Source organism: Streptomyces sp. NPDC008137, from assembly GCF_042957035.1.
Taxonomy (GTDB): domain Bacteria; phylum Actinomycetota; class Actinomycetes; order Streptomycetales; family Streptomycetaceae; genus Streptomyces.
The window spans coordinates 1-26,524 of record NZ_JBIBHN010000053.1 but is presented as its reverse complement, the minus strand read 5'-3'; the positions used below and the strand labels follow the sequence as shown (position 1 = coordinate 26,524).

24 protein-coding genes are annotated in these 26,524 nt (G+C 71.5%); 12 read left to right on the top strand and 12 right to left on the bottom strand.

Going from position 1 to position 26,524, the window contains the following annotated elements:
• Window positions 1-222 precede the first annotated feature (222 nt).
• From ACFZBT_RS39850 to ACFZBT_RS39840, 3 genes are all read left to right on the top strand, one after another.
• The gene (locus ACFZBT_RS39850; protein WP_391115160.1) at window positions 223-876 is read left to right on the top strand and encodes a TetR family transcriptional regulator; all 654 of its coding nucleotides are present in this window, start codon (window positions 223-225) and stop codon (window positions 874-876) included.
• 10 nt (window positions 877-886) lie between these two features.
• A complete protein-coding gene (locus tag ACFZBT_RS39845; protein WP_391115157.1) occupies window positions 887-1,186 on the top strand; it encodes a hypothetical protein in 300 nt (99 codons plus the stop codon).
• Between the two features lie 106 nt (window positions 1,187-1,292).
• The gene (locus ACFZBT_RS39840; RefSeq protein ID WP_391115154.1) at window positions 1,293-2,447 is read left to right on the top strand and encodes an NlpC/P60 family protein; all 1,155 of its coding nucleotides are present in this window, start codon (window positions 1,293-1,295) and stop codon (window positions 2,445-2,447) included.
• On the opposite strand, the gene ACFZBT_RS39835 is transcribed toward ACFZBT_RS39840, so the two are convergent.
• From ACFZBT_RS39835 to ACFZBT_RS39815, 5 genes are read right to left on the bottom strand one after another with little or no spacing between them, the layout of a single operon-like run.
• Window positions 2,411-3,673, bottom strand: a complete 1,263-nt coding sequence (locus ACFZBT_RS39835) for a styrene monooxygenase/indole monooxygenase family protein (RefSeq protein WP_391115151.1) — start codon at window positions 3,671-3,673, stop codon at window positions 2,411-2,413. The two genes, ACFZBT_RS39840 and ACFZBT_RS39835, sit on opposite strands and share 37 nt — an antisense overlap.
• Window positions 3,674-3,686: 13 nt before the next feature.
• Window positions 3,687-4,334 (bottom strand): ATP/GTP-binding protein, encoded by a 648-nt coding sequence (locus ACFZBT_RS39830; protein ID WP_261683653.1) that lies wholly within the window; start codon window positions 4,332-4,334, stop codon window positions 3,687-3,689.
• On the bottom strand, window positions 4,315-4,737 hold the full coding sequence (locus ACFZBT_RS39825) for a DUF742 domain-containing protein (protein ID WP_184590510.1): 423 nt from the start codon (window positions 4,735-4,737) through the stop codon (window positions 4,315-4,317). The genes ACFZBT_RS39830 and ACFZBT_RS39825 overlap by 20 nt, the downstream gene beginning before the upstream one ends.
• A complete protein-coding gene (locus ACFZBT_RS39820; protein ID WP_184590512.1) occupies window positions 4,734-5,258 on the bottom strand; it encodes a roadblock/LC7 domain-containing protein in 525 nt (174 codons plus the stop codon). The genes ACFZBT_RS39825 and ACFZBT_RS39820 overlap by 4 nt, the downstream gene beginning before the upstream one ends.
• Window positions 5,255-8,086, bottom strand: coding sequence for a nitrate- and nitrite sensing domain-containing protein (locus ACFZBT_RS39815; RefSeq protein WP_391115146.1), 2,832 nt, complete (start codon window positions 8,084-8,086; stop codon window positions 5,255-5,257). The genes ACFZBT_RS39820 and ACFZBT_RS39815 overlap by 4 nt, the downstream gene beginning before the upstream one ends.
• A 368-nt stretch (window positions 8,087-8,454) precedes the next feature.
• Here ACFZBT_RS39815 and ACFZBT_RS39810 point away from each other — a divergent pair, with 368 nt between their 5' ends.
• The gene (locus tag ACFZBT_RS39810; RefSeq protein WP_391115142.1) at window positions 8,455-9,240 is read left to right on the top strand and encodes a protein phosphatase 2C domain-containing protein; all 786 of its coding nucleotides are present in this window, start codon (window positions 8,455-8,457) and stop codon (window positions 9,238-9,240) included.
• A 14-nt stretch (window positions 9,241-9,254) separates the two neighbouring features.
• On the opposite strand, the gene ACFZBT_RS39805 is transcribed toward ACFZBT_RS39810, so the two are convergent.
• Together ACFZBT_RS39805 and lon are read right to left on the bottom strand one after the other, a co-directional pair.
• Complete coding sequence (locus ACFZBT_RS39805; protein WP_391115139.1) at window positions 9,255-9,749, bottom strand: MarR family transcriptional regulator; 495 nt, start codon at window positions 9,747-9,749, stop codon at window positions 9,255-9,257.
• A 175-nt stretch (window positions 9,750-9,924) separates the two neighbouring features.
• Entirely contained in the window at window positions 9,925-12,348 is a 2,424-nt protein-coding gene (gene lon / locus ACFZBT_RS39800; protein WP_391115136.1) for an endopeptidase La, read from the bottom strand.
• A 177-nt stretch (window positions 12,349-12,525) separates the two neighbouring features.
• On the opposite strand from lon, the gene ACFZBT_RS39795 reads away from it, so the two are divergent.
• Complete coding sequence (locus tag ACFZBT_RS39795; RefSeq protein WP_391115133.1) at window positions 12,526-13,173, top strand: GNAT family N-acetyltransferase; 648 nt, start codon at window positions 12,526-12,528, stop codon at window positions 13,171-13,173.
• Window positions 13,174-13,185: 12 nt separating this feature from the next.
• Here the strand turns inward: ACFZBT_RS39795 and ACFZBT_RS39790 are convergent, their stop codons facing one another.
• Window positions 13,186-13,986, bottom strand: coding sequence for a rhomboid-like protein (locus ACFZBT_RS39790; protein WP_391115130.1), 801 nt, complete (start codon window positions 13,984-13,986; stop codon window positions 13,186-13,188).
• 171 nt (window positions 13,987-14,157) lie between these two features.
• Between ACFZBT_RS39790 and ACFZBT_RS39785 the strand changes: the two genes are divergently transcribed.
• The 5 genes from ACFZBT_RS39785 (at window position 14,158) to ACFZBT_RS39765 (ending at window position 21,186) form a co-directional block, all read left to right on the top strand.
• Window positions 14,158-14,835 carry a spermidine synthase gene (locus ACFZBT_RS39785; RefSeq protein WP_391115128.1) on the top strand — a complete coding sequence of 226 codons (678 nt, stop codon included), beginning with the start codon at window positions 14,158-14,160 and terminating at the stop codon, window positions 14,833-14,835.
• 135 nt (window positions 14,836-14,970) lie between these two features.
• A complete protein-coding gene (locus ACFZBT_RS39780; RefSeq protein WP_391115125.1) occupies window positions 14,971-15,711 on the top strand; it encodes a response regulator in 741 nt (246 codons plus the stop codon).
• Window positions 15,708-16,820 (top strand): HAMP domain-containing sensor histidine kinase, encoded by a 1,113-nt coding sequence (locus ACFZBT_RS39775; RefSeq protein ID WP_215118566.1) that lies wholly within the window; start codon window positions 15,708-15,710, stop codon window positions 16,818-16,820. The genes ACFZBT_RS39780 and ACFZBT_RS39775 overlap by 4 nt, the downstream gene beginning before the upstream one ends.
• Window positions 16,821-17,101: 281 nt before the next feature.
• Window positions 17,102-20,920 (top strand): multifunctional oxoglutarate decarboxylase/oxoglutarate dehydrogenase thiamine pyrophosphate-binding subunit/dihydrolipoyllysine-residue succinyltransferase subunit, encoded by a 3,819-nt coding sequence (locus tag ACFZBT_RS39770; protein WP_391115120.1) that lies wholly within the window; start codon window positions 17,102-17,104, stop codon window positions 20,918-20,920.
• An 86-nt stretch (window positions 20,921-21,006) separates the two neighbouring features.
• Entirely contained in the window at window positions 21,007-21,186 is a 180-nt protein-coding gene (locus ACFZBT_RS39765; protein ID WP_003992906.1) for a DUF6104 family protein, read from the top strand.
• Between the two features lie 48 nt (window positions 21,187-21,234).
• On the opposite strand, the gene ACFZBT_RS39760 is transcribed toward ACFZBT_RS39765, so the two are convergent.
• A complete protein-coding gene (locus ACFZBT_RS39760; protein WP_391115117.1) occupies window positions 21,235-22,098 on the bottom strand; it encodes a hypothetical protein in 864 nt (287 codons plus the stop codon).
• A gap of 149 nt (window positions 22,099-22,247) precedes the next feature.
• Between ACFZBT_RS39760 and ACFZBT_RS39755 the strand changes: the two genes are divergently transcribed.
• A complete protein-coding gene (locus ACFZBT_RS39755; RefSeq protein WP_391115114.1) occupies window positions 22,248-23,216 on the top strand; it encodes a DUF4097 family beta strand repeat-containing protein in 969 nt (322 codons plus the stop codon).
• Window position 23,217: 1 nt separating this feature from the next.
• Window positions 23,218-24,327, top strand: coding sequence for a helix-turn-helix transcriptional regulator (locus ACFZBT_RS39750; RefSeq protein ID WP_391115111.1), 1,110 nt, complete (start codon window positions 23,218-23,220; stop codon window positions 24,325-24,327).
• A 22-nt stretch (window positions 24,328-24,349) separates the two neighbouring features.
• Here ACFZBT_RS39750 and ACFZBT_RS39745 read toward each other — a convergent pair whose 3' ends face one another.
• The 3 genes from ACFZBT_RS39745 to ACFZBT_RS39735 all read right to left on the bottom strand — a co-directional run bounded on the left by ACFZBT_RS39745 (window position 24,350) and on the right by ACFZBT_RS39735 (window position 26,189).
• Window positions 24,350-24,913 (bottom strand): Clp protease N-terminal domain-containing protein, encoded by a 564-nt coding sequence (locus ACFZBT_RS39745; RefSeq protein ID WP_391115108.1) that lies wholly within the window; start codon window positions 24,911-24,913, stop codon window positions 24,350-24,352.
• Window positions 24,913-25,122 (bottom strand): HTH domain-containing protein, encoded by a 210-nt coding sequence (locus ACFZBT_RS39740; protein WP_004925761.1) that lies wholly within the window; start codon window positions 25,120-25,122, stop codon window positions 24,913-24,915. The genes ACFZBT_RS39745 and ACFZBT_RS39740 overlap by 1 nt, the downstream gene beginning before the upstream one ends.
• A 101-nt stretch (window positions 25,123-25,223) precedes the next feature.
• The gene (locus tag ACFZBT_RS39735) at window positions 25,224-26,189 is read right to left on the bottom strand and encodes a zinc-binding dehydrogenase (protein WP_391115104.1); all 966 of its coding nucleotides are present in this window, start codon (window positions 26,187-26,189) and stop codon (window positions 25,224-25,226) included.
• Between the last annotated feature and the right edge of the window lie 335 nt (window positions 26,190-26,524).

Here is a 26,524-nt window from a genome sequence, read left to right as displayed (position 1 = left end):
GCCCCGCCAGGGTGGGGGGTGTGGGGGGGGGGGGCCCCCCGCGGGGGTTGGGCCCCCAACACCCCCCGCGGGGCCCCCCCCCCCCCCGGCCCCCCCCCCCCCCCCCCCCCCCCCCGCCCCGCCCCCGCCCCCCCACCGGCCGGCGCCACGCGCACGCACACCCACCCCCACCGAACCCGCACAGACGCCGCAGGCACCCGGCCCCCGACTACGCTGCGACTCATGACCCCAGCCGCCCCCACCCCCGCCTACCGGCGACTCAGCGTCGAGGAACGCCGCAGCCAGCTGCTCACCTCCGCACTGAACCTCTTCGCCCACCGCGCCCCCGAGGAGGTGTCCCTCGACGACGTGGCGGAGGCGGCGGGGGTCTCGCGCCCCCTGGTCTACCGCTACTTCCCCGGCGGCAAGCAGCAGCTCTACGAAGCCGCCCTCCGCTCCGCCGCCGACGAGCTCCGAACCTGCTTCGACGAACCCCGCGAGGGCCCCCTCCTCCCCCGGCTGTCCCGCGCCCTCGACCGCTACCTCGCCTTCGTCGACCAGCACGACGCCGGCTTCAGCGCCCTCCTCCAGGGTGGCAGCGTCGTGGAGACCTCACGGACCACCGCCATCGTCGACGGCGTACGCCGCGCCGCCGCCGAGCACATCGTCCGCCACCTGGAGGTCAGCACCCCCGGCCCCCGCCTGCGCATGACCATCCGCATGTGGATCACGGCCGTCGAGGCCTCCAGCCTCATCTGGCTCGACGAGGACAAACAGCCCCCCGCCGAGGACCTCCGCGACTGGCTGGTCGAGCAGTTCGTGGCCATGCTGTCGGTGACGGCCCGCCGTGACCCGCAGACCGACGCCCTGGTCCAGGCCCTCGCCGAGGATGTCTGACACTGATCACGTGAAGAGCGAAGACACCCCCTTCGAGGGCGGCCCCATGGACGGCAGGGCCCTGCCCGTCCTGCTCGGCATCACCGGCCACCCGCCCAAGACGTACCGCATCCCCGTCCCGGACCCCGCCGGCGGACCCCCCACCGTGCTCGTCTACCGCCGCGTCCCCCGCGGCCCGGGCAGGGCCGGCCTGACCAACCGCTGGAAGTACGAGTACGCCCCCGAGGGCGTCCCGCCCCGGCGGCTCACATGGCCCTGGTCGAAGCCACACGCCACGCCGCCCGGCAAGCGGGACGACGCCGACGGGTGACCCTGTTGCGCCGAACCGCGCAGGCTTACCGCACACACCACCCCCACACCCCTCATCCTCACGATGTCCGGTGGCCGAAGGCCGCCCCTACATCGGAGGTGATGGCGTGTCAGGAACCCTTCTGCGTCTGGCCTGTACGACGGCGATGGCAGCAACAGCCCTCGCTCCCCTCCCCGCCACAGCAGCCCCGAAACCCGACCCCGGACCACCCCCGGCCTCCCTCGCCTACCTCCTGACCGACCTTCAGCAGCTCTACCGCAAGGCCGAACAGGCCACCGAGGCCTACAACGCCACCGAGGAAAAGCTGCAGAAGCAGCGCTCCGAGACCGACCGCCTGAACCGCGCCCTGGCCCGCGCCCGGCTCTCCCTGCACGACAGCCGGGCCGAGGTCGGCCGCCTGGCCCGGCAGCAGTACCAGAGCAGCACCGACATCTCTCCGTACGTACGCCTGCTGCTGGCCCGCGACCCCCAGCACGCGATCGACCAGGGCCATGTGATCGCCCGGATCGCACAGGACCGGGCCGACACGATCAACCGCCTGACGGGCGACGAGCGAAAGGCCGACGACCTCGCCCGCAAGGCCCGCAAGGCCCTCGACGCGCAGCTCACCCTCACCGAGCGGCGCAAGAAGGAACGGGACCAGGTCGTCAAACGCCTGCACGACGTCGAGGAACTCCTCGCCACCCTCAGTCGCGACCAGCTCGCCGCCCTCTCCGAGTTCGAGAGGAACGGGATCACGAGGGCCCAGAAGAAATTCATGGCGTCCGGCGCCCTCAGCAGCGTCCGCAGACCGTCAGCGGAGGGCGACCGAGCCGTGCGCTACGTCGTCCGGCAGCTCGGCAAGCCGTACGAGTGGGGCGCGGAGGGCCCTAAGTCGTACGACTGCTCGGGGCTGACCTCGCAGGCCTGGGCGGAGGCCGGGGCGCCCATCCCCCGGACCAGCCAGGAGCAGTGGAAGCGGCTGAAGCGCATCCCGCTCGCCGAGCTGCGCCCGGGGGACCTGGTCGTGTACTTCCCCGAGGCCACGCATGTGGCGCTGTACCTCGGCGACGGCATGGTCGTCCAGGCACCCCGCCCGGGCGCGAAGGTGAAGGTGTCGCCGATCGCGGCCAACCCGCTCCTGGGCGCCGTACGCCCGGACCCGTCCGGGAAGCCCCTGCGGCGGTACGCGCCGCCGAAGCTTCCGCGGAACGCCACGGACGGGTCTGACGACGGGTACGACGGCTACGCCGCGCCCGCCCCGGACAGCTCGGCCAGGTAGGCCCCCGTCTTCTCCGGGTCGTAGAAGAAGTTCTCGAAGTCGGCCGGGTCGTTGAACCCGTTGGCGAACCGGTCGGCGGCCGGCTGGAGCTCGCCGGCGGCGCCGATCAGGTTCAGGATGTGCTCCGGCGGCGGCGCGAGCATCGCGTTGGTCCACTTGGTGACGTGCTGGGCGGTGGCCCAGTAGCGGTCGAAGGCGGACCGCATCCACTCCTCGTCGAACGGCTTGTCACCGTGCTCGACGATCGCGGAGAGGTACGCGGCGGCGCACTTGGACGCCGAGTTGGAGCCCTGCCCGGTGATCGGGTCGTTCGCGACGACGACGTCCGCCACACCCAGCACGAGACCGCCGCTGGGGAGGCGGCCGATGGGGTTGCGGACGGTGGGGGCGTAACGGCCGGCCAGCGTGCCGCCCGCGTCCGTCAGCTCGACCTTGGTGGCCCGCGCGTACTCCCAGGGGACGTACCGCTCCATGAGTTCCAGGGTCAGGGAGAGGTGCTCCGCGGGGTCCTTGACGCCGCCGAAGGCGTCGAGCGGGCCGCCGGGTATGCCCTCCCAGAACAGGATGTCGGCACGGCCGGAGGTGGTCAGGGTGGGCATGACGAACAGTTCGCCGACGCCCGGCACCAGGTTGCAGCGGACCCCTTCGGTGTCCGGGTGCTCGGGGCGCGGGCCCAGACCGTGGACGTACGACACGGCCAGCGCGCGCTGCGGCTCGCTGTAGGGGGAACGCTCCGCGTCCCGGCCGAACATCTGGACGAGCTCGCCCTTGCCGGCCGCGACCAGCACCAGGTCGTAGGTGCGGGAGAAGTAGTCGAGGTCGCCGACGGCCGCGCCGTGGATGACGAGCTGGCCGCCGCGCTGTGCGAACGTCTCCATCCAGCCGGCCATCTTCACGCGCTGGTCGACCGACTGCGCGTACCCGTCGAGCCTGCCCAGCCAGTCGATGGCACGCGCCGCGGGACCCTCGGCCCAGGAGCCGGGGGCGGCGACCGAGACGCCGAGCCCCTGGATCTTCGGGGCCTGGGACTCCCAGAAGTTCAGCTGGAGATCGCGCTCGTGCTGCAGTGCCGTGTGGAACATGCACTGCGTCGACATGACCCGGCCGGTACGGATCTCGTCCGCCGTCCGGTTGGACATCAGGGTGACCTCGTACCCCTGCGACTGGAGGCCGAGAGCGATCTGGAGTCCGGACTGACCGGCTCCGACGACGAGTATCTTCCGCATGCGGGGCTGTCCTCTACTCGGGGGTTTCGTCGAGCGCGTGGCCCACCAGGGCCAGGAGGGTCTCGATCACGGAGATCCGGCGACGCGCGTCCATGATCATGACAGGTATGTGCCGCGGGATGGTCAGGGCCTCCCGCACGTCCTCCGGCTCGAACAGCTCGCTGTCGTCGAAGTGGTTGACCGCGACCACGTACGGCAGTCCGGAGCTCTCGAAGTAGTCCAGTACCGGGAAGCAGTCCTTCAGCCGCCGTGTGTCGGCCATGACGACCGCGCCGATCGCGCCGCGCACGATGTCGTCCCACATGAACCAGAACCGCTGCTGGCCCGGCGTACCGAACAGGTAGAGCACCAGGTCGTCGTCGAGCGTGAGGCGGCCGAAGTCCATGGCCACGGTGGTGGTGGTCTTGCCCGGTGTTGCGGTGAGGTCGTCGGTGGCCTCGCTCGCCTCGGTCATCAGCGCCTCGGTCTGCAGGGGCGTGATCTCCGAGACGGCGGTGACCAGGGTGGTCTTGCCCACGCCGAAGCCGCCCGCCACCACGATCTTCGTGGCGATGGGTGCGCGGGTGCGGTCCGTCTCCCAGGCGTGCATGCTCGCGTCGGGCTGGACGAACGGGGATGTTGCGGAGACGCCGTGAGCGGCGTCAGAGACGACGGAGTCCACTCAGCACCCTTTCCAGCAGAGCCCGGTCCGGGCGGCCCGTGCCGTGGCCGGTTCCCGTGCCGTACACACGAATCTTTCCCTGGTCCGCGAGGTCGCTGAGGAGCACGCGGACCACGCCGAGCGGCATCTTCAGCAGCGCGGCGATCTCGGCCACCGTACGCATCCGGCGGCACAGTTCGACGATGGCCTGGAGTTCCGGCATCACGCGGGTGGAGAGGGAGCCGTTGGTCAGTTCCCGGCGCTCCTCCGGGGCCTCCAGCGCGGCCGTGCTCGCCACGAACGTCTCCACCAGGAGGACGTGGCCGAACCGGGTGCGGCCGCCGGTGAGCGAGTAGGGGCGGACCCGGGCGGGTTTGCGGTCACCGCCGCGGACCGGGAGGTGATGCTTCGGCGTACTGCTCATCGGGCACTCCCCGTCGTCTGGGACCGCTCCAGGGAACTACGGAGCTCGCTGCGGAGTTCGGGCGTCAGGACATGGCCGGCGCGGCCGACGAACAGGGCCATGTGGTACGCCACCACGCTCATGTCGCACTCCGCGGAGCCGTGGACGCCGAGCAGCGAGCCGTCGCTGATCGACATCACGAACAGGCTGCCCTCGTCCATCGCGACCATGGTGTGCCGGACCCCGCCGAAGTCCATCAGCTTGGCGGCGCCGACGGTGAGGCTGCCGATGCCGGAGACGATGGTGGCCAGGTCTGCGGCGGAGCCGCGCGGGCCGGTCCGCTTGGTACCGCGGGCCTGCAGGGCTTCCCTGGCCTGCCGGTTGCGGTGGTCGTCGGAGGAGAGCAGGAGCAGTCCGTCGGAGGAGACGACCGCGACCGACAGGATGCCGGGTACCTCCTCGACGAGGTTGGTCAGCAGCCAGTGCAGGTTGCGGGCCTCACTGCTCAGCCCGATCAGTCCGAAGGTACTGGGAGCGGTCAACTGCTTGCCTCCTCGGCTGTGCCCCCCGTGGCTTCTTCGGATTCAACTGGTCCTGATGTGCCGGTCACCGGCCGCTTGTGCGAGGCCGTCTGCTCGGCGATCTCCGCCTCCACCTCGCGGTAGCCGGCCTGGGCGCCCTGGCGGAAGCCGCCGAGGCGGCGGCGGAGAGCCTCGGCGTCCACCGAGCCGCTGCGCTGGCGTGGAGCGGTGGTCTGGGCGGTGATCTTCGGGGTGCGCTTGGGGAGGCCCTTGTCGGTGACGCGCTCGTGTTCCGCCTCGGCTTCGCCTTCGGCGTCTTCGTTCCCACCCGCACCCCCCGTGCGGGTTTCGTGGTCGAGTGCGGGTGGCCCCTGTGGGGCGGAACCGCCGTCGGCGGCCGCGGAATCGTGCTGCGTCGGCTCCGGGTCCCCCTCCGGCACCGGAAGCAGCAGCTCCATCGTGGTCTCGGCAGGGGTCTCCGCCGGTGCGGAGGGCACCTCGGGCTCCACCTGAGCCTCGGGCTCCGCCGGCGTCTCGGCTTCCGCCTGCGTCTCGACGTCCGTCGGCGTCTCGGCTTCCGCCGGCTCCGGGTGCTCGGCGGCCTCCGTCGCCTCGTCCCGTCGTACCGCCTTCTCCGCCAGTGCCACCAGGGGGTCCCCGCCGCCGGCGCGGCCGTGCAGGACGTTGGAGTTGGCCTCGGCGTCGGCGCCCGGGAAGGAGACGGTGTGGGTCGTGGCGGAGAGCGGGCCGGAGGACGGGACGGCCGTGTGCGGGGCGGCGGCGAAGAGGTTGCGGGGCAGGACGACGACGGCCGCGACACCGCCCTGCTTCTGCTCGCGCAACTGCACGCGCACCCCGTGCCGGTGGGCGAGGCGGGCCACGACGTACAGGCCGAGGCCGAGACCGTCCTCGCCCTCCTGGTCGTAGGGCGCCTCCGGGTCGAAGTCGGCCAGGCGGGAGTTCAGGCGCTCCAGCCGGTCCTCGGTCATGCCGATGCCCTCGTCCTGGACGGAGAGCATGACCTCGCCGTTCTCCAGCAGCCAGCCGGAGACCTCGACGGGCAGGTCGGGCGGCGAGAACGACGTTGCGTTCTCCATGAGTTCGGCCAGCAGGTGGGACAGGTCGTCCGCGGCGAACCCGGCTATGTGCGCGTGCGGCGGCAGCGCGGCGATACGAACGCGCTCGTACCGCTCGATCTCGCTCACCGCGGCACGGACGATGTCCACGAGCGGAACGGGCCCGGCGGCGTGCTGGACGTGCTCGGTGCCGGCGAGGACCAGGAGGTTCTCGCTGTGCCGGCGCATGACCGTCGCGAAGTGGTCGAGCTTGAACAGGGTCGCGAGCCGGTCCGGGTCCTGCTCGCGCTCCTCCAGGTTCTCGATGACGGCCAGTTGCCGCTCGACCAGTCCGAGGGTGCGCAGCGCGAGGTTGACGAACGTGCCGCCGATGGCCGTGCGCACCCGCTCCAGCTGGGCGACGGACTCGGCGAGTTCGCCACGCAGTTCCTCGCGTGCGTCGGCCATCTTCTGGCGCTGGCCGACGAGGTGCTTGCGGTCGGACTCCAGCGTGGTGATCCGCTCGGTCAGACCGGCCGCGTGCGCGTGCAGGGCGTTGACGGAGCGGACGACCTGGGCGAACTCGTCATTGCGGCCGGTGAACTTGACCGGTTCCTCGGCCGCCGGGTCCTCGGCCTCGGCGAGGCGCTTCGACCCCAGCCGCAGGACCGCCAGGGGCCGGGTGAGGCTGCGGGCCATGCCCGTGGCGACGCCGACGGCGAGCAGCATGAGCGCGCCGAGGACGGCGATGCGGATCTCCAGCGCGGTGACGTCGTCGTCGCGCAGCGCCTCGAGGTCCTTGGTGCTCCGGTCGTAGAGGGCGGACTCCACGCCGCGCATCAGGTCGACCCGGGCCGAGAGGGCCGCGTCCAGCCGCTTGGTGTTGACGGACTGCTCGTCTCCCGCCAGCGTCGGCTGGTCGGTGAGGGCGGCGAGGTACTTCTCGGCGGAGTTGACCTCGGTGCCGGTGACCGTGGAGTCGAACGAGGTGCGGGACGCCTTGGGCGCGGTGTCGCGGAAGTCGGCGAGTGCCGCGTCGGAGCGCAGCCGGGCCTGCTGGGCGGCGGCGCTCAGGGCGTCACGCTGCCGGGAGTCGGCGTCGGAGGAGGTCTCGGCCGGCAGACCGGTGACGGGGTCGGTGACCGTCTCGCCGCGCGGCACGCTGAGGGCGGCGAGCAGCAGGCCCCGGGCCGCGGCGGCCTGCTGGACGGCCGAGTCCAGCTCGGCCCGGGCGTGGGCGCCGGCGCCCGCGCGGGGCGGCGTCTGCTGCGCCAGCCGTTCGGCGAGCCGGTGGAGCCCGGTGATGGAGGTGGAGTACGCCTGGTGCGCTTCGAGCGCGCTGCTCTTGCCGGTGAGCGCGGCCCGGCGGACGGCGGCGATGTCGTCGAGGTCCGAGCGGAGCGAGGCGGGCGTGTCGGTGTCGGCCCGCAGTTCCTCGACCTGCCGGTCCACCCGGGCGCTGCGCTGCTCGGAGGGGGCCTTGGCCTTGGGTCGGCCGGCCGCTATGTAGGAGGTGACGTCGTCGCGCTCGTCGGCGAGGGAGTGCGCGAGCCCGAGGGCGTCCTGCGTCTGCTCGGCGAGCGTCACCAGTTCCTGCGAGTCGTGGAGTTGCCCGGAGGCGGCCAGGACGGACGGGGTGCCGGCACCGGCGATGGCCGCGGCGACCACGGCCACGGCGACGATGAGCCGGTTGCGTACGTGCGTGGGGCGGCCCTTGCCGGTGGGGGGCGTCGGCTCAGTGCCCTGAGCGGGGGCCGTCTGCTTGCCTGTACGACGAGGCCGCGTCTTCTGCACCGGTGCTCGCATTCCTGACTCGTGAACCCATGGGCCCGGGTGACGTTCCGTCAACTGGCGCGCACTCCCGGTACGCTTCCCGACCCTCCCAGCGCCGGTGGGCAGCGCACGCGCATCACCTGACCCGCCACCCGAAGGAGTGAACCCCGGAGGAGAGTTGAGGGGCAAGTTCCGCTGGCCCTTGCAGCGGCCTTGCGCGGCAAGCCGGTTGGACGCCGGCGGCGGGCGGTGGCAATATTCGCCACCACGCCTTCCCGGAACAAAGCATTCCATCCCAAAACAGGCGTCTGACCTGCGTTGCCGCAGCGATCCCGCAACCATTGCCAGCCTTTTGCGACCCTTGTGAAGGGCTCGTGCAGACTGGCTGGATGCGTACTGAACTCGCCTCGGAGCCGGGAGACGCCGACCGCCCCAACGAGGACTTCGCCAGTGTCGGACTACCGGCCTCAGGGCAGGGTGGTTCGGTCGTCGTCCTGGACGGTGTCACGCCGCCGAAGGCCGGGACGGGCTGTCTGCATTCCGTCCCCTGGTTCACCGCACGCCTCGGCGGAGCCCTGACCGAACTGACCGTTTCACTCCCGGATGCTCCCCTGGTCGACGCCTTGTCCCGCGCCATCGCGCGTACCTCCGAGGCGCACGCCGCAACCTGTGACCTTTCTCACCCCAGGACTCCGCAGGCCACGGTGGTCGTGGCCCGCTGGTCCCCGGCCACGGTGGAGTACCTGGTGCTCTCGGACTCCGCGCTGCTGCTGGAGTCGCCCGACGGCGTCGTGACTCCCGTCCTCGACGACCGCCTCTCCCTGCTGCCCCGCTCGGCCCTGGCCACGGACGCGCTGGTCGACTCCACGGTCCGCAACAAGGAGGGCGGCTTCTGGACGGCGGCCGCCGACCCCTCGGTGGCGACGCGGGCGGTGACCGGAACCCTGCCCCGCCGGCAGGTCCGGGCGCTGGCGGCCCTGACGGACGGCGCCACGCGCTGGGTGGAGCGGTTCGCGGAGGGCGACTGGACGGACTGCTTCCACCTCGTGCGCAAGGAGGGCCCGCAGGCACTGGTGGACCGCGTCCGGGCACTGGAACGGTCGGAGGCCGCCGCGGCGTTCCTGGGCAGGAGCAAGCGGCACGACGACGCGACGGCCGTGTACGTGGAGTTCTGAGCGGCTGCCCGGTCCTACTTCTCCATCCCGCGGTTGAGCTGGTGCAGCAGCCGGGCCAGTTCCGTGACCTCGTGGGTGTCCCAGTCGGCCAGGCGGCCGGCGTAGCGGGCGCGGCGGGCCTCCCGCACCCGGCGGACGCGGTCGTGGCCCTCCTGGGTGAGGGCGACGAGCCAGGCCCGGCCGTCGGCGGGGTCGGGCTCGCGCGCGACCAGCCCGAGCTCCTCCAGGGCGCGGAGCTGGCGGGACATCGTGGCCTTGCCGACGCCGATGTAGCCGGCGAGCTCGGTGGCCCGCTGGCTGCCGCACTCGTCGAGCCGGACGAGGAGCCCGTACGCGGACGACTCCAGGTCGGGGTGGACCTCGCGGGCCATCTCGCCCTGGTTGGCCCGAGCGCGCCGCAGCAGCACGGTCAGCTCACGCTCCAGCGCGAGGAAGGCGGGCTGGTCCACACCGCTCGCGGCCAGCGCGGATTCGCCTCCCGGCCCACCGCCGTTCCCGTTGTCCCGCACGTCAGCCCCTGCCTCGGTCGTCGCCCCGTACTGAAATCTTCCGTCACCTGCCGCCATCACCGCAGTTCGGCAAGTATTCCGCAGGTCACGGCACGCCTGTACACAGGGCCGCCACACGGTGAAGGCCCGGGCCTCCCTCACGAGAACCCGGGCCTTCCCTGTCCGACGGCCTCCGTCACGCGGCCACCGGAACCTCCGGCGCCGCCCCGTTCGTCGCGGGCGCGAGCGCCAGCTCCAGGACCTGGCGGACGTCGGTCACGGCGTGGACGTCGAGCCTGTCCAGCACCTCGGCCGGGACGTCGTCCAGGTCGGGTTCGTTGCGCTTGGGGATGATCACGGTGGTGACCCCGGCGCGGTGCGCGGCCAGCAGCTTCTGCTTCACGCCGCCGATCGGCAGGACCCGCCCGGTCAGCGAGACCTCGCCGGTCATCGCCACGTCCGTGCGAACGAGCCGGCCGGACAGCAGGGACGCCAGGGCCGTGGTCATCGTGATGCCGGCGCTGGGGCCGTCCTTGGGGACCGCGCCCGCCGGGAAGTGGATGTGCACGCCCCGGTCCTTCAGATCACCCACCGGCAGTTCGAGCTCGGCACCGCGGGAGCGCAGGAAGCTCAGCGCGATCTGGGCGGACTCCTTCATCACGTCGCCCAGCTGGCCGGTGAGGGTCAGTCCGGCCGCGCCCGTCTCCGGGTCGGCCAGCGACGCCTCCACGTACAGCACGTCACCGCCCGCCCCGGTCACCGCGAGCCCGGTCGCCACGCCCGGCACCGACGTCCGCCGCTCGGCCGGGTCCTGCGCGGACTCGGGCACGTGGTGCGGCCGGCCGATCAGGTCGCGCAGATCCCCGTCCGTGACGGTGCAGGGCAGCTTCCGCTCGCCCAGTTCGTGCTGGGCCGCGACCTTGCGCAGCAGCCGTGCGACGGACCGCTCCAGGTTCCGGACTCCCGCCTCGCGGGTGTACTCACCGGCGAGCTTGCGCAGCGCGCTCTCGTCGACGGTCACCTCGTCGGCGGCGAGCCCGGCCCGCTCCAGCTGGCGCGGCAGCAGGTGGTCGCGGGCGATGACGACCTTCTCGTCCTCGGTGTAGCCGTCCAGGCGGACGATCTCCATCCGGTCGGCCAGCGCCTCCGGGATGGCCTCCAGGACGTTGGCGGTGGCCAGGAAGACCACGTCCGACAGGTCCAGCTCGACCTCCAGGTAGTGGTCCCGGAAGGTGTGGTTCTGCGCCGGGTCGAGGACTTCGAGGAGGGCGGCGGCCGGGTCGCCCCGGAAGTCCGAGCCCACCTTGTCGATCTCGTCGAGGAGCACGACCGGGTTCATCGACCCGGCCTCCTTGATGGCCCGGACGACACGGCCGGGCAGGGCGCCGACGTACGTACGCCGGTGGCCGCGGATCTCGGCCTCGTCGCGCACACCGCCGAGAGCGACGCGCACGAACTTCCGGCCCATGGCGTGGGCGACGGACTCACCGAGGCTGGTCTTGCCGACGCCGGGCGGCCCCACGAGCGCGAGCACGGCACCGCCGCGCCGCCCGCCGACCACGCCGAGGCCCCGGTCGGTACGCCGCTTGCGCACCGCGAGGTACTCGGTGATCCGCTCCTTCACGTCCTCCAGCCCGGCGTGCTCGGCGTCGAGGACGGCCTGGGCGCCCTGGATGTCGTACGCGTCCTCGGTGCGCTCGCTCCACGGCATCTCCAGGACCGTGTCGAGCCAGGTGCGGATCCAGGAGCCCTCGGGCGACTGGTCGGAGGACCGCTCCAGCTTGTCGACCTCCTTGAGCGCGGCCTCGCGGACGTTCTCGGGCAGGTCCGCGGCCTCCACGCGGGCGCGGTAGTCGTCGGACTCCTCGCCGTCCTGCTCGCCGTTCAGCTCGCGCAGCTCCTTGCGGACGGCTTCCAGCTGACGCCGCAGCAGGAACTCGCGCTGCTGCTTGTCGACGCCCTCCTGGACGTCCTTGGCGATGGACTCGGCCACGTCCTGCTCGGCGAGGTGGTCGCGCAGCTGCTGGGCGGCGAGCTTCAGCCGGGCCACCGGGTCGGTGGTCTCCAGCAGCTCGATCTTCTGGTCGGTGGTCAGGAACGGTGAGTAGCCGGAGTTGTCGGCGAGCGCCGAGACGTCGTCGATGGCCTGCACCCGGTCGACGACCTGCCACGCGCCGCGGCCCCGCAGCCATGCGGTGGCGAGTGCCTTGTATTCCTTCACCAGTTCGGTGACCTGGCCGGGCAGCGGATCCGGCACGGTCTCGTCGAGACGGGTGCCCTCCACCCAGAGGGCGGCGCCGGGACCCGTGGTTCCCGCCCCGATGCGCACCCGGCCCCGGCCGCGGATCAGAGCACCGGGATCGCCGTCGGCGAGCCGGCCGACCTGCTCGACGGTGCCCAGGACACCGGTGTTCGCGTAGGTCCCGTCGATCCTGGGCACCAGGAGTACCCGCGGCTTCCCGGGCGTTGACCTGGCAGCGGCCTGAGCGGCCTCCACCGCGGCACGGACCTCGGAGTCGCTCAGATCCAGCGGGACCACCATGCCGGGCAGCACGACCTCGCCGTCGAGCGGCAGCACGGGCAGGGTGAGCGGTGTGAACGCCTTGGACTCAGCAGCCATGATCTCCCCTTCGGCAGTCAAGTTGAGCTATGCCGACTCAATGCACGGGAGCTGCCGGATGTTCCCCCGCCGCCGTTCGCTGTGAGCGATCACTCGTGACACGAGGAAAGGGCGGGCGGGTAAGGTCGATTTCCGTAACAGGCAGAATACGGAAATGACCATTACCAAGGGGGCGGCATGGAAGCGACCGTGCGGGCATGGGTGGACGGATGGGTCGTCTCGCGCGGGGCGGCTCCACCGGTGACCGAGCCCTGGGGCTGCACGATCGACGTGGGGGCGATCGGCCACGTCACACGGCATGTGTTCGGCGCGACGGGCGAGGATCTCGACGAGACGGCCGTCCGCAAGGTGGCCGGCGACGTGACCGGGGACGCGGTCTGGCTGAAGGCGTTCCGGGATCCTTCGGTGGTCGCCGGCTGGCTGGACGAGAGCTGGTGGATCGACCCCGAGCCCGGCTGTCTGATGACGGTCCCCCTGGCGGCGGACGACGTTCCGGACGTTCCCGACGGCTACCGGCTGCGCACCTGGTCACGCGGCGGGGTGACGCGCGTACTGGTCGCCGCGCCGGACGGCTCCCTCGCCGCGCGCGGCCAGATCGCCCCGACGGGCGAGACCGCCGTCGCCGACCAGATCGAGACGGCCCCCGGGCACCGCCGCAGAGGGCTCGGCGGCCTCGTCATGCGGACGCTCCAGCACGCCGCCTTCCAGCAGGGGGCGCGGACCGGCGTCCTGTCCGGGACACCCGCGGGACGACGGCTCTACGAGGCACTGGGCTGGGAGGCGGTGGCCCTGCTGACCAGCGCCCGGCACGACACTCCGGCGTGACGAGCCTCGCCCTCAGCTCCCGGCGACAGCGCGTTTCGCGCGCCACCGCCGCAGCACCGGCCAGGTCGCGATGCCGATGGCCAGGGCGATCAGGTGGCCCCAGTTCGTCATCGGGTCGCTGAGGGCGAGAAGGTCCTGGAGCAGCATTCCGCCGAAGACGGCCAGCAGGGGCACGCGCAGCCAGGGGGAGAGAAGGCCGGCCAGGGCGCCGGTGCCGGCCGCGACGCCGAAGCTGACGCCGTAGTCGAGGCGGTGCAGCGAACTGTCGGGGAGGTGCCCGGCCAGCACCGCGAGCCCCACCGGGACCTCGGTCGCCAGGGTGGCCAGGACGTGCCCGAGCAGGAAGACACCGGCCGTGCGCAGGCCGCCGATCCGCCGTTCCAGCGCGGTCAGCACCAGCACGAACGCGATCGTGAACGGCGAGGCCACCCCGCCAGCGACCCACAGCGCGCTGCCGATCAGCACCAGCTCCGGCGTCCGCACCAGGTGCGCCACATCGGTGCTGGAGCCCTGGAGCAGGGCGTGGACCAGCGCGGGGTCCGCGTACGCGGAGATCAGCGAGGTGACACCGAGGAGGACCGCGTAGCCGAAGGTGAAGGGCGCGCCCGTGGGCGTGGGCAGCAGCCGCCAGGGCCGCAGCGGCGCCCGGAGCCGGGGCTCCCGCACGGGGCCGGGCTCCCGTACGCCCGCATCCGGGCTCTCCCGCGGGCCCCGCTGCCTCGGAACCCCGTCCAGCACCTCCGGCGCGCCGGAGACGCGCGCGCCCGTCGGCGCCGTCACGGCCGTCTCGTCGGACGGCGCGTTGCGTTCCACAACGGGCGCTCCTTCCGTCGTGCCCCAGCCTTCGCGTACACCTGCCCCACTGTCTGTGACCGGCGCCACGCGAGAGCCGATTCACAGCAACCCGAGAGCCCGCGCACCGCGTCCGCCGCGCCGCTGCGTAATGCTTGGCGCCGGAGTCCCCGCACCTGCCAGGATGCTCCGATGCCCACCTCGAACGACACGCCCGATGTACTGGACCGTCGCGAGGGCCCGCACGGCGAGGTCGTGCTGCGACGGCACGGCGACCGGCTGGAGATCATCGCGAACGGCTGCTTCCTGATGGACACCTCCGACGGCCGCTCGGAGCGGCGGCTGGTCGACGCGGCCCTGGACGCCCTGGCCGGCCGGGCCCGCCCGGATGTGCTGATCGGCGGACTCGGCGTCGGCTTCTCCCTCGCCCACGCGGCGGCGGACCCCCGCTGGGGAGGGATCACGGTCGTGGAACGCGAGCACGCGATCGTCGAATGGCACCTCGACGGGCCGCTCTCCGCGTTCTCCGCCGAAGCCTTGGCCGATCCCCGCGCGAAAATCGTCGAAGCCGATCTCGTGACGTACGTCAATGAGACATCCGACACGTTCGACGCCCTGTGCCTCGACATCGACAACGGCCCCGGCTGGACCGTCACGGAGGGCAACGGAAATCTGTACTCGGCGGCCGGACTGGCAAGCTGCGCACGGGTGTTGAGACCCGGTGGAGTACTCGCCGTCTGGTCCGCCCAGCCCTCTCCGGAATTCGAAGAAACCTTGCGGAATGCCGGGTTCCAGCGGGTGCGTACCGAAGAGATCCCGGTTGCCCGGGGCGTTCCCGACGTCGTACACCTCGGCATCCGCCCTGGATAGCAAAGGCGTACTGACTCCCCGTACGCTGCTCCTCTGACGCCGATCATTCAAGCGTCAATCGCAACCATGCGCAGGCATAGCCAGTCAGAAGGAATCACCCCACTGATTCCGGAAAGCACACCCCAGGGGCGGGCGATGGAGCAGACACAGACCTCCCACAGCGGTTCGGCGACGGCCAGCCCGGGTGCACAGCGCCGGGTTCTCGTCGTCGAGGACGACGCCACGATCGTGGACGCCATCGCGACCCGCCTGCGCGCCGAGGGATTCCTCGTGCAAACGGCGGGCGACGGTCCGGCGGCGGTCGACACGGCCGAGGCCTGGCAGCCCGACCTGCTGATCCTCGACATCATGCTGCCCGGCTTCGACGGTCTGGAGGTCTGCCGGCGCGTGCAGGCCGCCCGGCCAGTGCCGGTGATGATGCTCACCGCGCGCGACGACGAGACCGACATGCTGGTCGGTCTGGGCGTCGGCGCCGACGACTACATGACGAAGCCGTTCTCGATGCGGGAGCTGGCGGCGCGTGTGCACGTGCTGCTGCGCCGCGTGGAGCGGGCCGCCCTGGCCGCGGCGACCCCGCGCAGCGGCATCCTGCGCCTCGGCGAGCTGGAGATCGACCACGCGCAGCGGCGCGTACGGGTGCGCAGTGAGGATGTTCACCTCACGCCCACCGAGTTCGACCTGCTGGTCTGCCTGGCGAACACCCCGCGCGCGGTGCTCTCGCGCGAGCAGCTGCTCGCCGAGGTCTGGGACTGGGCGGACGCCTCCGGCACCCGGACCGTCGACAGCCACATCAAGGCGCTGCGCCGGAAGATCGGCGCCGAGCGCATCCGCACGGTGCACGGCGTGGGCTACGCCCTGGAGACCCCGACGCCATGAGCGGCGGGCCTGCCGCACGGAGAAACCCCGGGGAGCCGGAACCCTGGGGCGGGGTGAGCCCGTTCTCGATCAAGACCAAGCTGGGCGCGCTGGTCGTCATCTCGGTGCTGATCACCACAGGTCTGTCGGTGATCGCGGTGCACACGAAGACGGAGCTGCGCTTCATCACGGTCTTCTCGATGATCGCCACGCTCCTCATTACGCAGTTCGTGGCCCATTCGCTCACCGCGCCGCTGGACGAGATGACCGCGGTGGCCCGCTCCATCTCACAGGGCGACTACACCCGCCGGGTGCGGGACAACCGCCGTGACGAGCTGGGCGACCTGGCGGTGACGATCAACGCCATGGCCGACGAGCTGGAGGCCCAGGACCGCCAGCGCAAGGAGCTGGTGGCGAACGTCTCGCACGAGCTGCGCACGCCCATCGCGGGGCTGCGCGCGGTGCTGGAGAACATCGTCGACGGCGTCACCCAGGCCGACCCGGAGACGATGCGCACGGCCCTGAAGCAGACCGAGCGGCTCGGCCGGCTGGTGGAGACGCTGCTGGACCTGTCCCGCCTGGACAACGGCGTCGTACCGCTGAAACAGCGGCGCTTCGAGGTGTGGCCGTATCTGTCGGGCGTGCTAAAGGAGGCCAACATGGTCGCCTCCGTGCGCGCGGGCATCGCCACCGGCTCGGGCAGTCACACCCGTACGGACGTCCATCTGCACCTCGACGTCTCCCCGCCGGAGCTGACCGCGCACGCCGACCCGGAGCGCATCCACCAGGTCGTGGCCAACCTGATCGACAACGCGGTCAAGCACAGCCCGCCGCACGGCCGGGTGACGGTCAAGGCGCGGCGCGGGGCGCTGCCGGAGTCGCTGGAGCTGGAGGTCCTGGACGAGGGCCCCGGCATTCCGAAGTCCGAGTGGCACCGTGTGTTCGAGCGGTTCAACCGCGGCAGCGCCAAGCGGCCGCAGGGTCCGGGCAGCGACGGCGGCACAGGCCTCGGCCTGGCGATCGCCCGCTGGGCGGTGGATCTGCACGGCGGTCGGATCGGAGTGGCCGAATCCGAGCGAGGTTGCCGGATTCTTGTCACTCTTCCAGGACTTCCATCTCTGCCAAGTTGACGTAAAGTTCGAAGCGGAGCCTCAAGATCCACGGGCGTCCGCGCTGACGGACACGTGTGATCAGGCACAGACCCGCGCCATCGGCGCCCCGGGTGCCGCTCCGCCCTTCCCTCCTTAAGCGGAACCACGCTTGTTTCCCGCCATTTCCAGCCCTGAAACACGCTGCGAAGTGTGACTTGCGTGACGTTGAACGGGCCCGGCCTGACCTACCCGGTCCGGGAGGCGTAGCCTTGATTCCCGCTGTCCATCATCTTGTGAAGCGGAAGAGGGCGGTTGCCGCCGTGTCGCCACAGTCCCCCAGTAACTCGAGCATCTCGACCGACACCGACCAAGCGGGGAAGAACCCCGCCGCGTCGTTCGGTGCCAACGAGTGGCTCGTCGACGAGATCTATCAGCAGTACCTCCAGGACCCGAACTCGGTAGACCGAGCCTGGTGGGACTTCTTCGCCGACTACAAGCCAGGGGCGGCCGCCGCCTCGGCTCCGGCGGGTACCGCGGCCGCGGGGGCCGCGGGGACCACCACCGCACAGCCTCCGGCCCAGGCCTCCCCCGCACCGGCCGCGGCCTCCGCACCGGCGGCCGAGAAGCCCGCCGCCGCGCCGGCTCCCGCCCAGGCGAAGCCCGCCGCGCAGGCCCCGGCCCAAGCCGCCGCTCCGGCGAAGGCCGCTCCGGCCCCCGCCAAGCCGGCCGCCGCCGCGAAGCCGAAGGCCGAGCCCGCCGCCGAGGCCCCCTCGGGCCCCGAGCAGGTCGTGCTGCGCGGCCCCGCCGCCGCGGTCGCGAAGAACATGAACGCCTCGCTGGAGGTGCCCACGGCCACGTCCGTGCGCGCCGTCCCGGTGAAGCTGCTGTTCGACAACCGCATCGTCATCAACAACCACCTGAAGCGCGCCCGGGGCGGGAAGATCTCCTTCACGCACCTGATCGGCTACGCGATGGTGCAGGCCATCAAGGCCATGCCGTCGATGAACTACTCCTTCGCGGAGAAGGACGGCAAGCCGACCCTGGTCAAGCCGGAGCACGTCAACTTCGGCCTCGCGATCGACCTGGTCAAGCCCAACGGCGACCGCCAGCTCGTGGTCGCGGGCATCAAGAAGGCCGAGACCCTGAACTTCTTCGAGTTCTGGCAGGCCTACGAGGACATCGTCCGCCGCGCCCGCGACGGCAAGCTGGGCATGGACGACTTCACCGGCGTGACGGTCTCCCTGACCAACCCCGGCGGCCTCGGCACCGTCCACTCCGTGCCGCGTCTGATGCCCGGCCAGTCGGTGATCATGGGCGTCGGCTCCATGGACTACCCGGCCGAGTTCCAGGGCACCTCCCAGGACACGCTGAACAAGCTCGGCATCTCGAAGGTCATGACGCTCACGTCGACCTACGACCACCGGGTCATCCAGGGCGCCGCCTCCGGCGAGTTCCTGCGGATCGTCGCGAACCTCCTCCTCGGCGAGAACGGCTTCTACGACGACATCTTCGAGGCCCTGCGCATCCCCTACGAGCCGGTCCGCTGGCTCAAGGACATCGACGCCAGCCACGACGACGACGTCACGAAGGCCGCCCGAGTCTTCGAGCTGATCCACTCCTACCGGGTCCGCGGCCACGTCATGGCCGACACCGACCCGCTGGAGTACCAGCAGCGCAAGCACCCCGACCTCGACATCACCGAGCACGGGCTCACCCTGTGGGACCTGGAGCGCGAGTTCGCCGTCGGCGGCTTCTCCGGCAAGTCCCTGATGAAGCTGCGCGACATCCTCGGCGTGCTGCGCGACTCGTACTGCCGCACCACCGGCATCGAGTTCATGCACATCCAGGACCCCAAGCAGCGCAAGTGGATCCAGGACCGCATCGAGCGCCCGCACACCAAGCCGGAGCGCGAGGAGCAGCTGCGCATCCTGCGCCGGCTGAACGCGGCGGAGGCCTTCGAGACCTTCCTGCAGACGAAGTACGTCGGCCAGAAGCGCTTCTCCCTGGAGGGCGGCGAGTCCGTCATCCCGCTGCTCGACGCGGTGCTGGACTCGGCCGCCGAGTCCCGCCTCGACGAGGTCGTCGTCGGCATGGCCCACCGCGGCCGGCTGAACGTCCTGGCGAACATCGTCGGCAAGTCGTACGCGCAGATCTTCCGCGAGTTCGAGGGCAACCTCGACCCGAAGTCGATGCACGGCTCCGGCGACGTGAAGTACCACCTGGGCGCCGAGGGCACCTTCACCGGCCTGGACGGCGAGCAGATCAAGGTCTCGCTCACCGCCAACCCCTCGCACCTGGAGGCGGTGGACCCGGTCCTGGAGGGCGTCTCGCGCGCCAAGCAGGACATCATCAACAAGGGCGGCACGGACTTCACGGTCCTGCCGGTGGCGATCCACGGCGACGCGGCCTTCGCGGGCCAGGGCGTGGTGGCCGAGACCCTGAACATGTCGCAGCTGCGCGGCTACCGCACCGGTGGCACGGTCCACATCGTCATCAACAACCAGGTCGGCTTCACCGCGGCCCCCGAGTCCTCGCGTTCCTCCATGTACGCGACGGACGTGGCCCGCATGATCGAGGCCCCGATCTTCCACGTGAACGGCGACGACCCCGAGGCGGTCGTCCGCGTTGCCCGCCTGGCCTTCGAGTTCCGCCAGGCGTTCAACAAGGACGTCGTGATCGACCTCATCTGCTACCGCCGCCGCGGTCACAACGAGTCGGACAACCCGGCCTTCACCCAGCCGCTGATGTACGACCTGATCGACAAGAAGCGCTCGGTGCGCAAGCTCTACACCGAGTCCCTCATCGGTCGCGGCGACATCACCCTGGAAGAGGCCGAGCAGGCGCTGCAGGACTACCAGGGCCAGCTGGAGAAGGTCTTCACGGAGGTCCGCGAGGCCACCTCGCAGCCGGCCGCCGCGGAGCCCACCGACCCGCAGGCCGAGTTCCCGGTCACCGTGAACACCGCGGTCACCTCGGAGGTCGTCAAGCGGATCGCCGAGTCCCAGGTCAACATCCCCGACCACATCACCGTCCACCCGCGTCTGCTGCCGCAGCTGCAGCGCCGGGCGGCGATGGTCGAGGACGGCACCATCGACTGGGGCATGGGCGAGACCCTCGCGATCGGCTCCCTCCTGCTGGAGGGCGTCCCGGTCCGCCTCGCGGGCCAGGACTCGCAGCGCGGTACGTTCGGCCAGCGCCACGCGGTCATCATCGACCGCAGCACCGGCGAGGAGTACACGCCGCTGCAATACCTCTCCGAGGACCAGGCGCGGCTGAACGTCTACAACTCCCTCCTCTCCGAGTACGCGGCGATGGGCTTCGAGTACGGCTACTCGCTGGCCCGCCCCGAGGCGCTCGTGATGTGGGAGGCGCAGTTCGGCGACTTCGTCAACGGCGCGCAGACGGTCGTGGACGAGTTCATCTCGTCGGCCGAGCAGAAGTGGGCCCAGACCTCCGGCGTCGTCCTGCTCCTGCCGCACGGCTACGAGGGCCAGGGTCCGGACCACTCCTCGGCCCGCCCGGAGCGCTTCCTCCAGATGTGCGCCCAGAACAACATGACGGTCGCCACGCCGACGTCGCCGTCGAACTACTTCCACCTCCTGCGGTGGCAGGTGCACAACCCGCACCACAAGCCGCTGGTGGTCTTCACGCCGAAGTCGATGCTGCGCCTGAAGGCGGCGGCGGCGAAGGCGGAGGAGTTCACGACGGGCCAGTTCCAGCCGGTCATCGGCGACGCGTCGGTCGACCCGGCCGCGGTCAAGAAGGTCGTCTTCTGCGCCGGAAAGGTCTACTACGACCTGGAGGCCGAGCGTCAGAAGCGCGGCGCCACGGACACGGCGATCATCCGCATCGAGCGCCTGTACCCGCTGCCGGGTGCCGAGCTCCAGGCGGAGATCAAGAAGTACCCGAACGCCGAGAAGTACCTGTGGGCCCAGGAGGAGCCGGCGAACCAGGGCGCCTGGCCGTTCATCGCGCTCAACCTGATCGACCACCTGGACCTGGCGGTCGGCGCCGACGTCCCGCACGGCGAGCGCCTGCGCCGCATCTCGCGCCCGCACAGCTCGTCCCCCGCGGTCGGTTCCGCGAAGCGGCACCAGGCCGAGCAGGAGCAGCTGGTGCGTGAGGTGTTCGAGGCGTAAGCACCCTCGCGCGTCCTGCGTGACCGGGCCGCATCCCCGCCAAGGGGGTGCGGCCCGGCCGTTTGCGCGCACATATCCTTGACGGCATGTACTTCACGGACCGTGGTATCGAGGAACTGGAGAAGCGGCGCGGCGAGGAGGAGGTCACCTTCGAGTGGCTCGCCGAGCAGCTGCGGACGTTCGTCGACCTGAACCCCGACTTCGAGGTGCCGGTGGAGCGCCTGGCGACGTGGCTGGCACGGCTGGACGACGAGGACGACGAGTAGGAAGCCATCGCCGGGCCCGAGCTGTCAGTCACGTGGATGGGCGAGCGGTCAGTCGCGTGGATACATGAGGCCGTACGCCAGACCCAGCGTGCCGTTGGCCAGCAGCAGCCCTCCGGCCACGGCCCAGCCCCCGCCCCCGCCCCCGCCCCCGCTGCGCCGCCGTAGCCCCCAGGCCAGGAGCGGTACGCCCGCCGCCACCTGAGCGAGAGCCAGGGCACGCGCCCTGGGGTCGCCGGTCCATGGCAGCCAGGGGCCGAGGCGGCCGCCGCGGTCGGCCGTGTCGGCCGTGTCGCGTTCCGCGAGGTGGCGATGGCCCGGCCAGGCGACCGGGAGGCTGTCCGGCAGGTGCGCGGCGGCTTCCCGGAGACGGCCGGCGGGCTCGCCGGGCGCGAGTGAGGGAGGCGGCGCGACGCCCACGCGCGCGAGGACCGCCAGCAGGCCGCGCAGCCGGGCGCGGGCATCGGCACCGGCGTCGGCCTTCGCCAGCCGCTCGAGGGCCTGGACGCCCAGGACGGGATCGAGGCCCACGCGCGCGGCGAAGGTGCGCATCGCCTCGTCCTCCCCCGCCGGGACGCCGTTCGCGAGCCAGACGAAGCCGACCGGGCGGCGGAAGCCGGACGCCAGCAGGAAGCCCGCGTGGTCGGCGTCCCACCACAGGGCGAGCACGGGCCAGGGCGCGCCGACGGCGAGGGCCGTGGCCCAGCCGGTGACCACCCGGTCGACGGGCTCGCCGCCGTCCCGCCAGGGCCCGCCCTCGGGGACGAGCACGCTCCAGTCGTCGCCCGCGCGGGTGACCTGCATGGGCTCGCGCAGCAGATGGGCGACGGGGGCGACGGCCCCGGGCACCGCCCGGCACAGCAGCAGCGCCCCAGCGGGATCTGCGGGGCCGGTACGGCCGGCTTCCGTCGGCATGGTCCCACGCTAGGGCGAATCACCCGCTTTTGAACACTTTTACCCACCCCCCCCACCTCTACAACGAATGCCTTGACTTTCCTCACCCACGATATATCGTGAATACGAGAAGACGCGTTATGGCGCGTTGAATCGGGGAGGTCTGCACCATGTCCGAGCGGTCCGTCGCGGAACCGAGGAAGCTCACGTTCGACGAGTCCGTGAGCGATCTGCACGTGCGGCTCGTCAACGGAACGGTGAACGTGGTGGGCTCGGACGAAGGCTCCGCCCGCCTGGAGATCTCCGAGATCGAGGGCCCGCCCCTGGTGGTGACCCAGCAGGACGGCACACTCACGGTGGCTTACGAGGACCTGCCCTGGAAGGGCTTCCTCAAGTGGCTGGACCACAAGGGCCGGCGCCGCAGCGCGGTGGTCTCCCTGGCCGTCCCGGCCTCCACCCGGGTGGAGGTGGGGGTGGTCGGCGCGGCCGCCGTGGTCTCCGGGATCCAGGGACCGTCGGTGGTGAAGGGCGTCACGGGCGACACGACCCTGGTCGGGCTCTCCGGCCCGGTCCGCGCCGACACGGTCTCCGGCAGCCTGGAGGCCCAGGACGTGACCGGCGACCTCCGGTTCCACTCCGTCTCCGGCGACCTCACGGTGGTCGAGGGCTCCGGCCCCTCCGTGCGGGCCGAATCGGTCAGCGGCTCCATGATCATCGACCTCGACCCGGACGGGCCCACGGATGTGCGGCTGACCAGCGTCTCGGGCGAGATCGCGATCCGCCTGCCGTACCCGGCGGACGCGGAAGTCGAGGCCAACACGGCGAGCGGCGCCATCTCCAACGCCTTCGACGGCCTGCGGGTACACGGCCAGTGGGGTGCCCACAAGATCACGGGCCGTCTCGGCGCGGGCAACGGCAGCCTGCGGGCCACCACCGTCTCCGGCTCGATCGCCCTGCTCCGCCGCCCGGCCGGGGAGGACGAGGGCGAGTCATGGGACGCACGACCCGACACGGGCAACTCACCGACGGACCCACCGGCCGGCCCCCGGAGCGACTCGGGAGACAATTCCGTCTCCGGCCGGGGCGAGGGCGCCGCCGGCGTCCCGGCCGACGGCACGACCGACAAGAAGGTGCTCTGACATGCCCCCCGTCTTCGCCCATGGCCGCCTCCGCCTCTACCTGCTGAAGCTGCTGGACGAGGCCCCCCGCCACGGCTACGAGGTGATCCGTCTTCTCGAGGAGCGCTTCCAGGGGCTGTACGCGCCGTCGGCGGGCACGGTCTACCCGCGCCTGGCCAAGCTGGAGGCCGAGGGACTGGTCACCCACACCACCGAGGGCGGCCGCAAGGTCTACTCCATAACGGACGCCGGCCGCGCCGAACTGGCCGACCGCAGCGGCGAACTGGCCGATCTGGAACTGGAGATCCGGGAGTCGGTCGCCGAGCTGGCCGCCGAGATCCAGGCCGATGTGCGCGGAGCCGCGGGCGACCTGCGCCGCGAGATGCGCGCGGCGGCGACCGAGGCCCGCCGCGGCCACGGCGGCAAGACCTCCGGCACACCGGACACCCCCTTCGGGGACTTCACGGCGTACGGCGACAAGGAGGCGTGGCGCGTCGCCAAGGAGGAGATGCGGCGCGCCAGGCAGGAGTGGAAGGAACAGGCCCGCCGCGCCAAGGACGAGAGCCGCCGCGCCCGCGAGGACGCCCAGCGCGCCCGCCGCCAGGCCAAGGAGGCCCAGGAACAGGCCCGGGCCCAGGCCCAGGAGCAGGTGCAGCACATCGCCCGCAAGGTCCAGGAACAGGTACAGGACCACTTCACCCGCGGCGACTGGCCGACGGGCCTGCGCGAGGGCCTGAGCGAACTGGTCAAGGAGGTGGGCGAGTTCGGAAAGGACTACGGCAAGGACTTCGGTTTCGACTGGACAGGGACCGGCACAAGCACAGGGTCCGACACGGAATCCGCCACCGGATCCGACACCCACCGACCGACCACCCCCGAGCCGCCGGCCCCCTCAGGGCCCTCCGTGGACTTCCCGGCCGCCTACGAACCAGCCTGGGCCCACGAGGACGCGGCGGACTCCACCGGCGACCCCGCCCGCGACCTGGACCGCCTGCTCGACCGCTTCCGGGACGACATCCGCGACGCGGCCCGCGACCACGGCGTCACCTCCGGCCAACTGCGCGACGCCCGCCGCCATCTGTCGACGGCGGCAGCCCACCTGGGAGCGCTGCTGCGCGCGCCGAAGAAATAGCCGACCGGAGGGGGAAGCCACGTCACCCGGCCTTGGCCTCGCCACCCCCGTACAGCACCCGCACCAGGGACTCGTACGTCACCCCGTGGTCGGCGAGGACCTCGGCCGGCACGCCGGGGCGCATGGTCAGGGCCAGCAGGATGTGCTCGTCACCGATGTGCCGGTCCCGCTGAGCGAGAGCGACACGCAAGGAGTGCTCCAGAACACTTTTGGCACCCCGCCCGAACGAGGGCCGCCCGGACCACCACCCCTTGTCCTTCCGGTCACCGGACATGGCACCGACCCCATGCACCTCCTCCACTCGGGCGACGATCTCGGCCACATCGATCCCCAACCCGGCGAGCGCATCCGTATCGGCCTGCGACAGCCCTGCCCGCCGCCGCGCCTCACGCAGCGCCTGACGCACGGACTCCCGCCGCTCCCCGAGCCCGAGAGCGGTCAGCGCGAACGACCCACGACTGCCCTCACGATCGAGCAGCGCCAGCAGCAGATGCTCCGGCTCCACGCTCTGCCCGTCTCCCCCCTCCACGTGCTCGAACGCACTCTTCACCACACCCCGGGCGTCTTTCGTGAACCGCTCGAACATCAATGCCTCCCGTACTTTTTGTGCACGGCCTGCCTGCTCACACCGAGTTCGGCGGCGATCTCCTGCCACGACCAGCCCTGATTGCGCGCATTGCGCACCTGTACGGCTTCCAACTGCTCCAGCAGCCTGCGCAGCGCGGCGACGGCCCGCAGGCCGACCCGTGGATCACGGTCACCCGCGCGCTCGGCCAGATCCGTTGCTTCGGTCATACCGTCAACCTACGTTGACACCAGACCTCCGTCAACCCCAGTTGACAAACGAAAACGGCCGGCCCATCCCGGACCGACCGCCAACGCCACGCAGAGGACACTCAGGAATTGGTCAGCACGACCTTCCCGAACTGCTCACCCGAAGCCAGCCGCTCGAAGCCCTCACGCGCACGATCCATGGGCAGAACCTCGTCGATCACGGGCCGCACACCGGTGGCGGCACAGAACGCGAGCAGATCCTCCAGCTCGTCCTTCGTCCCCATCGTCGACCCGACGACCTTGAGCTCCAGAAAGAAGATCCGCGTCAGCTCGGCGTGCGACGGCCGGTCACCGCTCGTCGCACCGGAAATCACCAGCGCGCCCCCGGGCTTCAGCGACTTCACGGAGTGCGACCACGTCGCCGCGCCCACGGTCTCGATCACCGCGTCGACCCGCTGCGGCAGCCGCGCCCCGGCCTCCACCGCCTCCACGGCCCCCAGCTCCACGGCCCGCTTCCGCTTGGCCTCGTCCCGGCTGGTGGCGAAGACCCGCAGCCCGGCCGCCTTCCCCAGCACGATGGCGGCCGTGGCGACACCACCGCCGGCTCCCTGCACCAGCACCGAGTCGCCGGGCCGGACACCCGCGTTGGTGAACAGCATCCGGTACGCGGTCAGCCACGCCGTCGGCAGGCAGGCGGCCTCCTCGAAGGAAAGCTCCTTGGGCTTGGGAAGGATGTTCCAGGTCGGCACGGCGACCTGCTCCGCGAACGTGCCCTGATACCGCTCGGTGAGGATGGAACGGGGCTCCTTGGGCCCCACCCCATGCCCGGTCTGTCCGATCACGGAATGCAGGACGACCTCATTGCCGTCCTCGTCGACACCGGCGGCGTCACAGCCGAGGATCATCGGCAGCTTGTCCTCTGCGAGGCCGACGCCACGCAGGGACCACAGGTCGTGGTGATTGAGGGAGGCGGCCTTGACCGTGACGGTACTCCAGCCGGGGCGGGCCTCGGGAGCCGGGCGCTCTCCCAACTCCAGGCCGGTCAGCGGCTGGTCGCGGTCGATTCGGGCGGCGTAGACAGCGAACATGACCTTGACGATAGGTTCCCGACCCGACCGTTGGAACCACCGCCTCGTGTGAGACACACCCTCTTGCCAGGGGCACCGCGTTGGTGCCGCTGCGGGCGTTTCGAGGTGCCCGGCGTCGACGCTGGGGGCGGGGCGTGCGCAGCCCGGCGTAGCGGGATGCCTCCCAGGCCCTTAAGGCACTGGGGGAGGCACGCATGCCCGCAGCTGAGGCACGACGTGCCCGCACCCGGCGCACGGCGAGAAGGGGCCGTGTCGGGGGGTGTCCGCCCGCAGCGGTTGTCGCGTCAACGAACAGCGAGTCGGTACGCAACCCCATCGCGACGTTCCGAGGACGG

What these genes read in the sequence shown, in the direction of transcription:
- ACFZBT_RS39850 (WP_391115160.1), top strand. Translation starts at nt 223, where the DNA reads ATGACCCCAGCCGCCCCCACCCCCGCCTACCGGCGACTCAGCGTCGAG.
- ACFZBT_RS39835 (WP_391115151.1), bottom strand. Translation starts at nt 3,673, where the DNA reads ATGCGGAAGATACTCGTCGTCGGAGCCGGTCAGTCCGGACTCCAGATC.
- ACFZBT_RS39825 (WP_184590510.1), bottom strand. Translation starts at nt 4,737, where the DNA reads ATGAGCAGTACGCCGAAGCATCACCTCCCGGTCCGCGGCGGTGACCGC.
- ACFZBT_RS39810 (WP_391115142.1), top strand. Translation starts at nt 8,455, where the DNA reads ATGCGTACTGAACTCGCCTCGGAGCCGGGAGACGCCGACCGCCCCAAC.
- lon (WP_391115136.1), bottom strand. Translation starts at nt 12,348, where the DNA reads ATGGCTGCTGAGTCCAAGGCGTTCACACCGCTCACCCTGCCCGTGCTG.
- ACFZBT_RS39795 (WP_391115133.1), top strand. Translation starts at nt 12,526, where the DNA reads ATGGAAGCGACCGTGCGGGCATGGGTGGACGGATGGGTCGTCTCGCGC.
- ACFZBT_RS39785 (WP_391115128.1), top strand. Translation starts at nt 14,158, where the DNA reads ATGCCCACCTCGAACGACACGCCCGATGTACTGGACCGTCGCGAGGGC.
- ACFZBT_RS39780 (WP_391115125.1), top strand. Translation starts at nt 14,971, where the DNA reads ATGGAGCAGACACAGACCTCCCACAGCGGTTCGGCGACGGCCAGCCCG.
- ACFZBT_RS39775 (WP_215118566.1), top strand. Translation starts at nt 15,708, where the DNA reads ATGAGCGGCGGGCCTGCCGCACGGAGAAACCCCGGGGAGCCGGAACCC.
- ACFZBT_RS39765 (WP_003992906.1), top strand. Translation starts at nt 21,007, where the DNA reads ATGTACTTCACGGACCGTGGTATCGAGGAACTGGAGAAGCGGCGCGGC.
- ACFZBT_RS39760 (WP_391115117.1), bottom strand. Translation starts at nt 22,098, where the DNA reads ATGCCGACGGAAGCCGGCCGTACCGGCCCCGCAGATCCCGCTGGGGCG.
- ACFZBT_RS39755 (WP_391115114.1), top strand. Translation starts at nt 22,248, where the DNA reads ATGTCCGAGCGGTCCGTCGCGGAACCGAGGAAGCTCACGTTCGACGAG.
- ACFZBT_RS39750 (WP_391115111.1), top strand. Translation starts at nt 23,218, where the DNA reads ATGCCCCCCGTCTTCGCCCATGGCCGCCTCCGCCTCTACCTGCTGAAG.
- ACFZBT_RS39745 (WP_391115108.1), bottom strand. Translation starts at nt 24,913, where the DNA reads ATGTTCGAGCGGTTCACGAAAGACGCCCGGGGTGTGGTGAAGAGTGCG.
- ACFZBT_RS39740 (WP_004925761.1), bottom strand. Translation starts at nt 25,122, where the DNA reads ATGACCGAAGCAACGGATCTGGCCGAGCGCGCGGGTGACCGTGATCCA.
- ACFZBT_RS39735 (WP_391115104.1), bottom strand. Translation starts at nt 26,189, where the DNA reads ATGTTCGCTGTCTACGCCGCCCGAATCGACCGCGACCAGCCGCTGACC.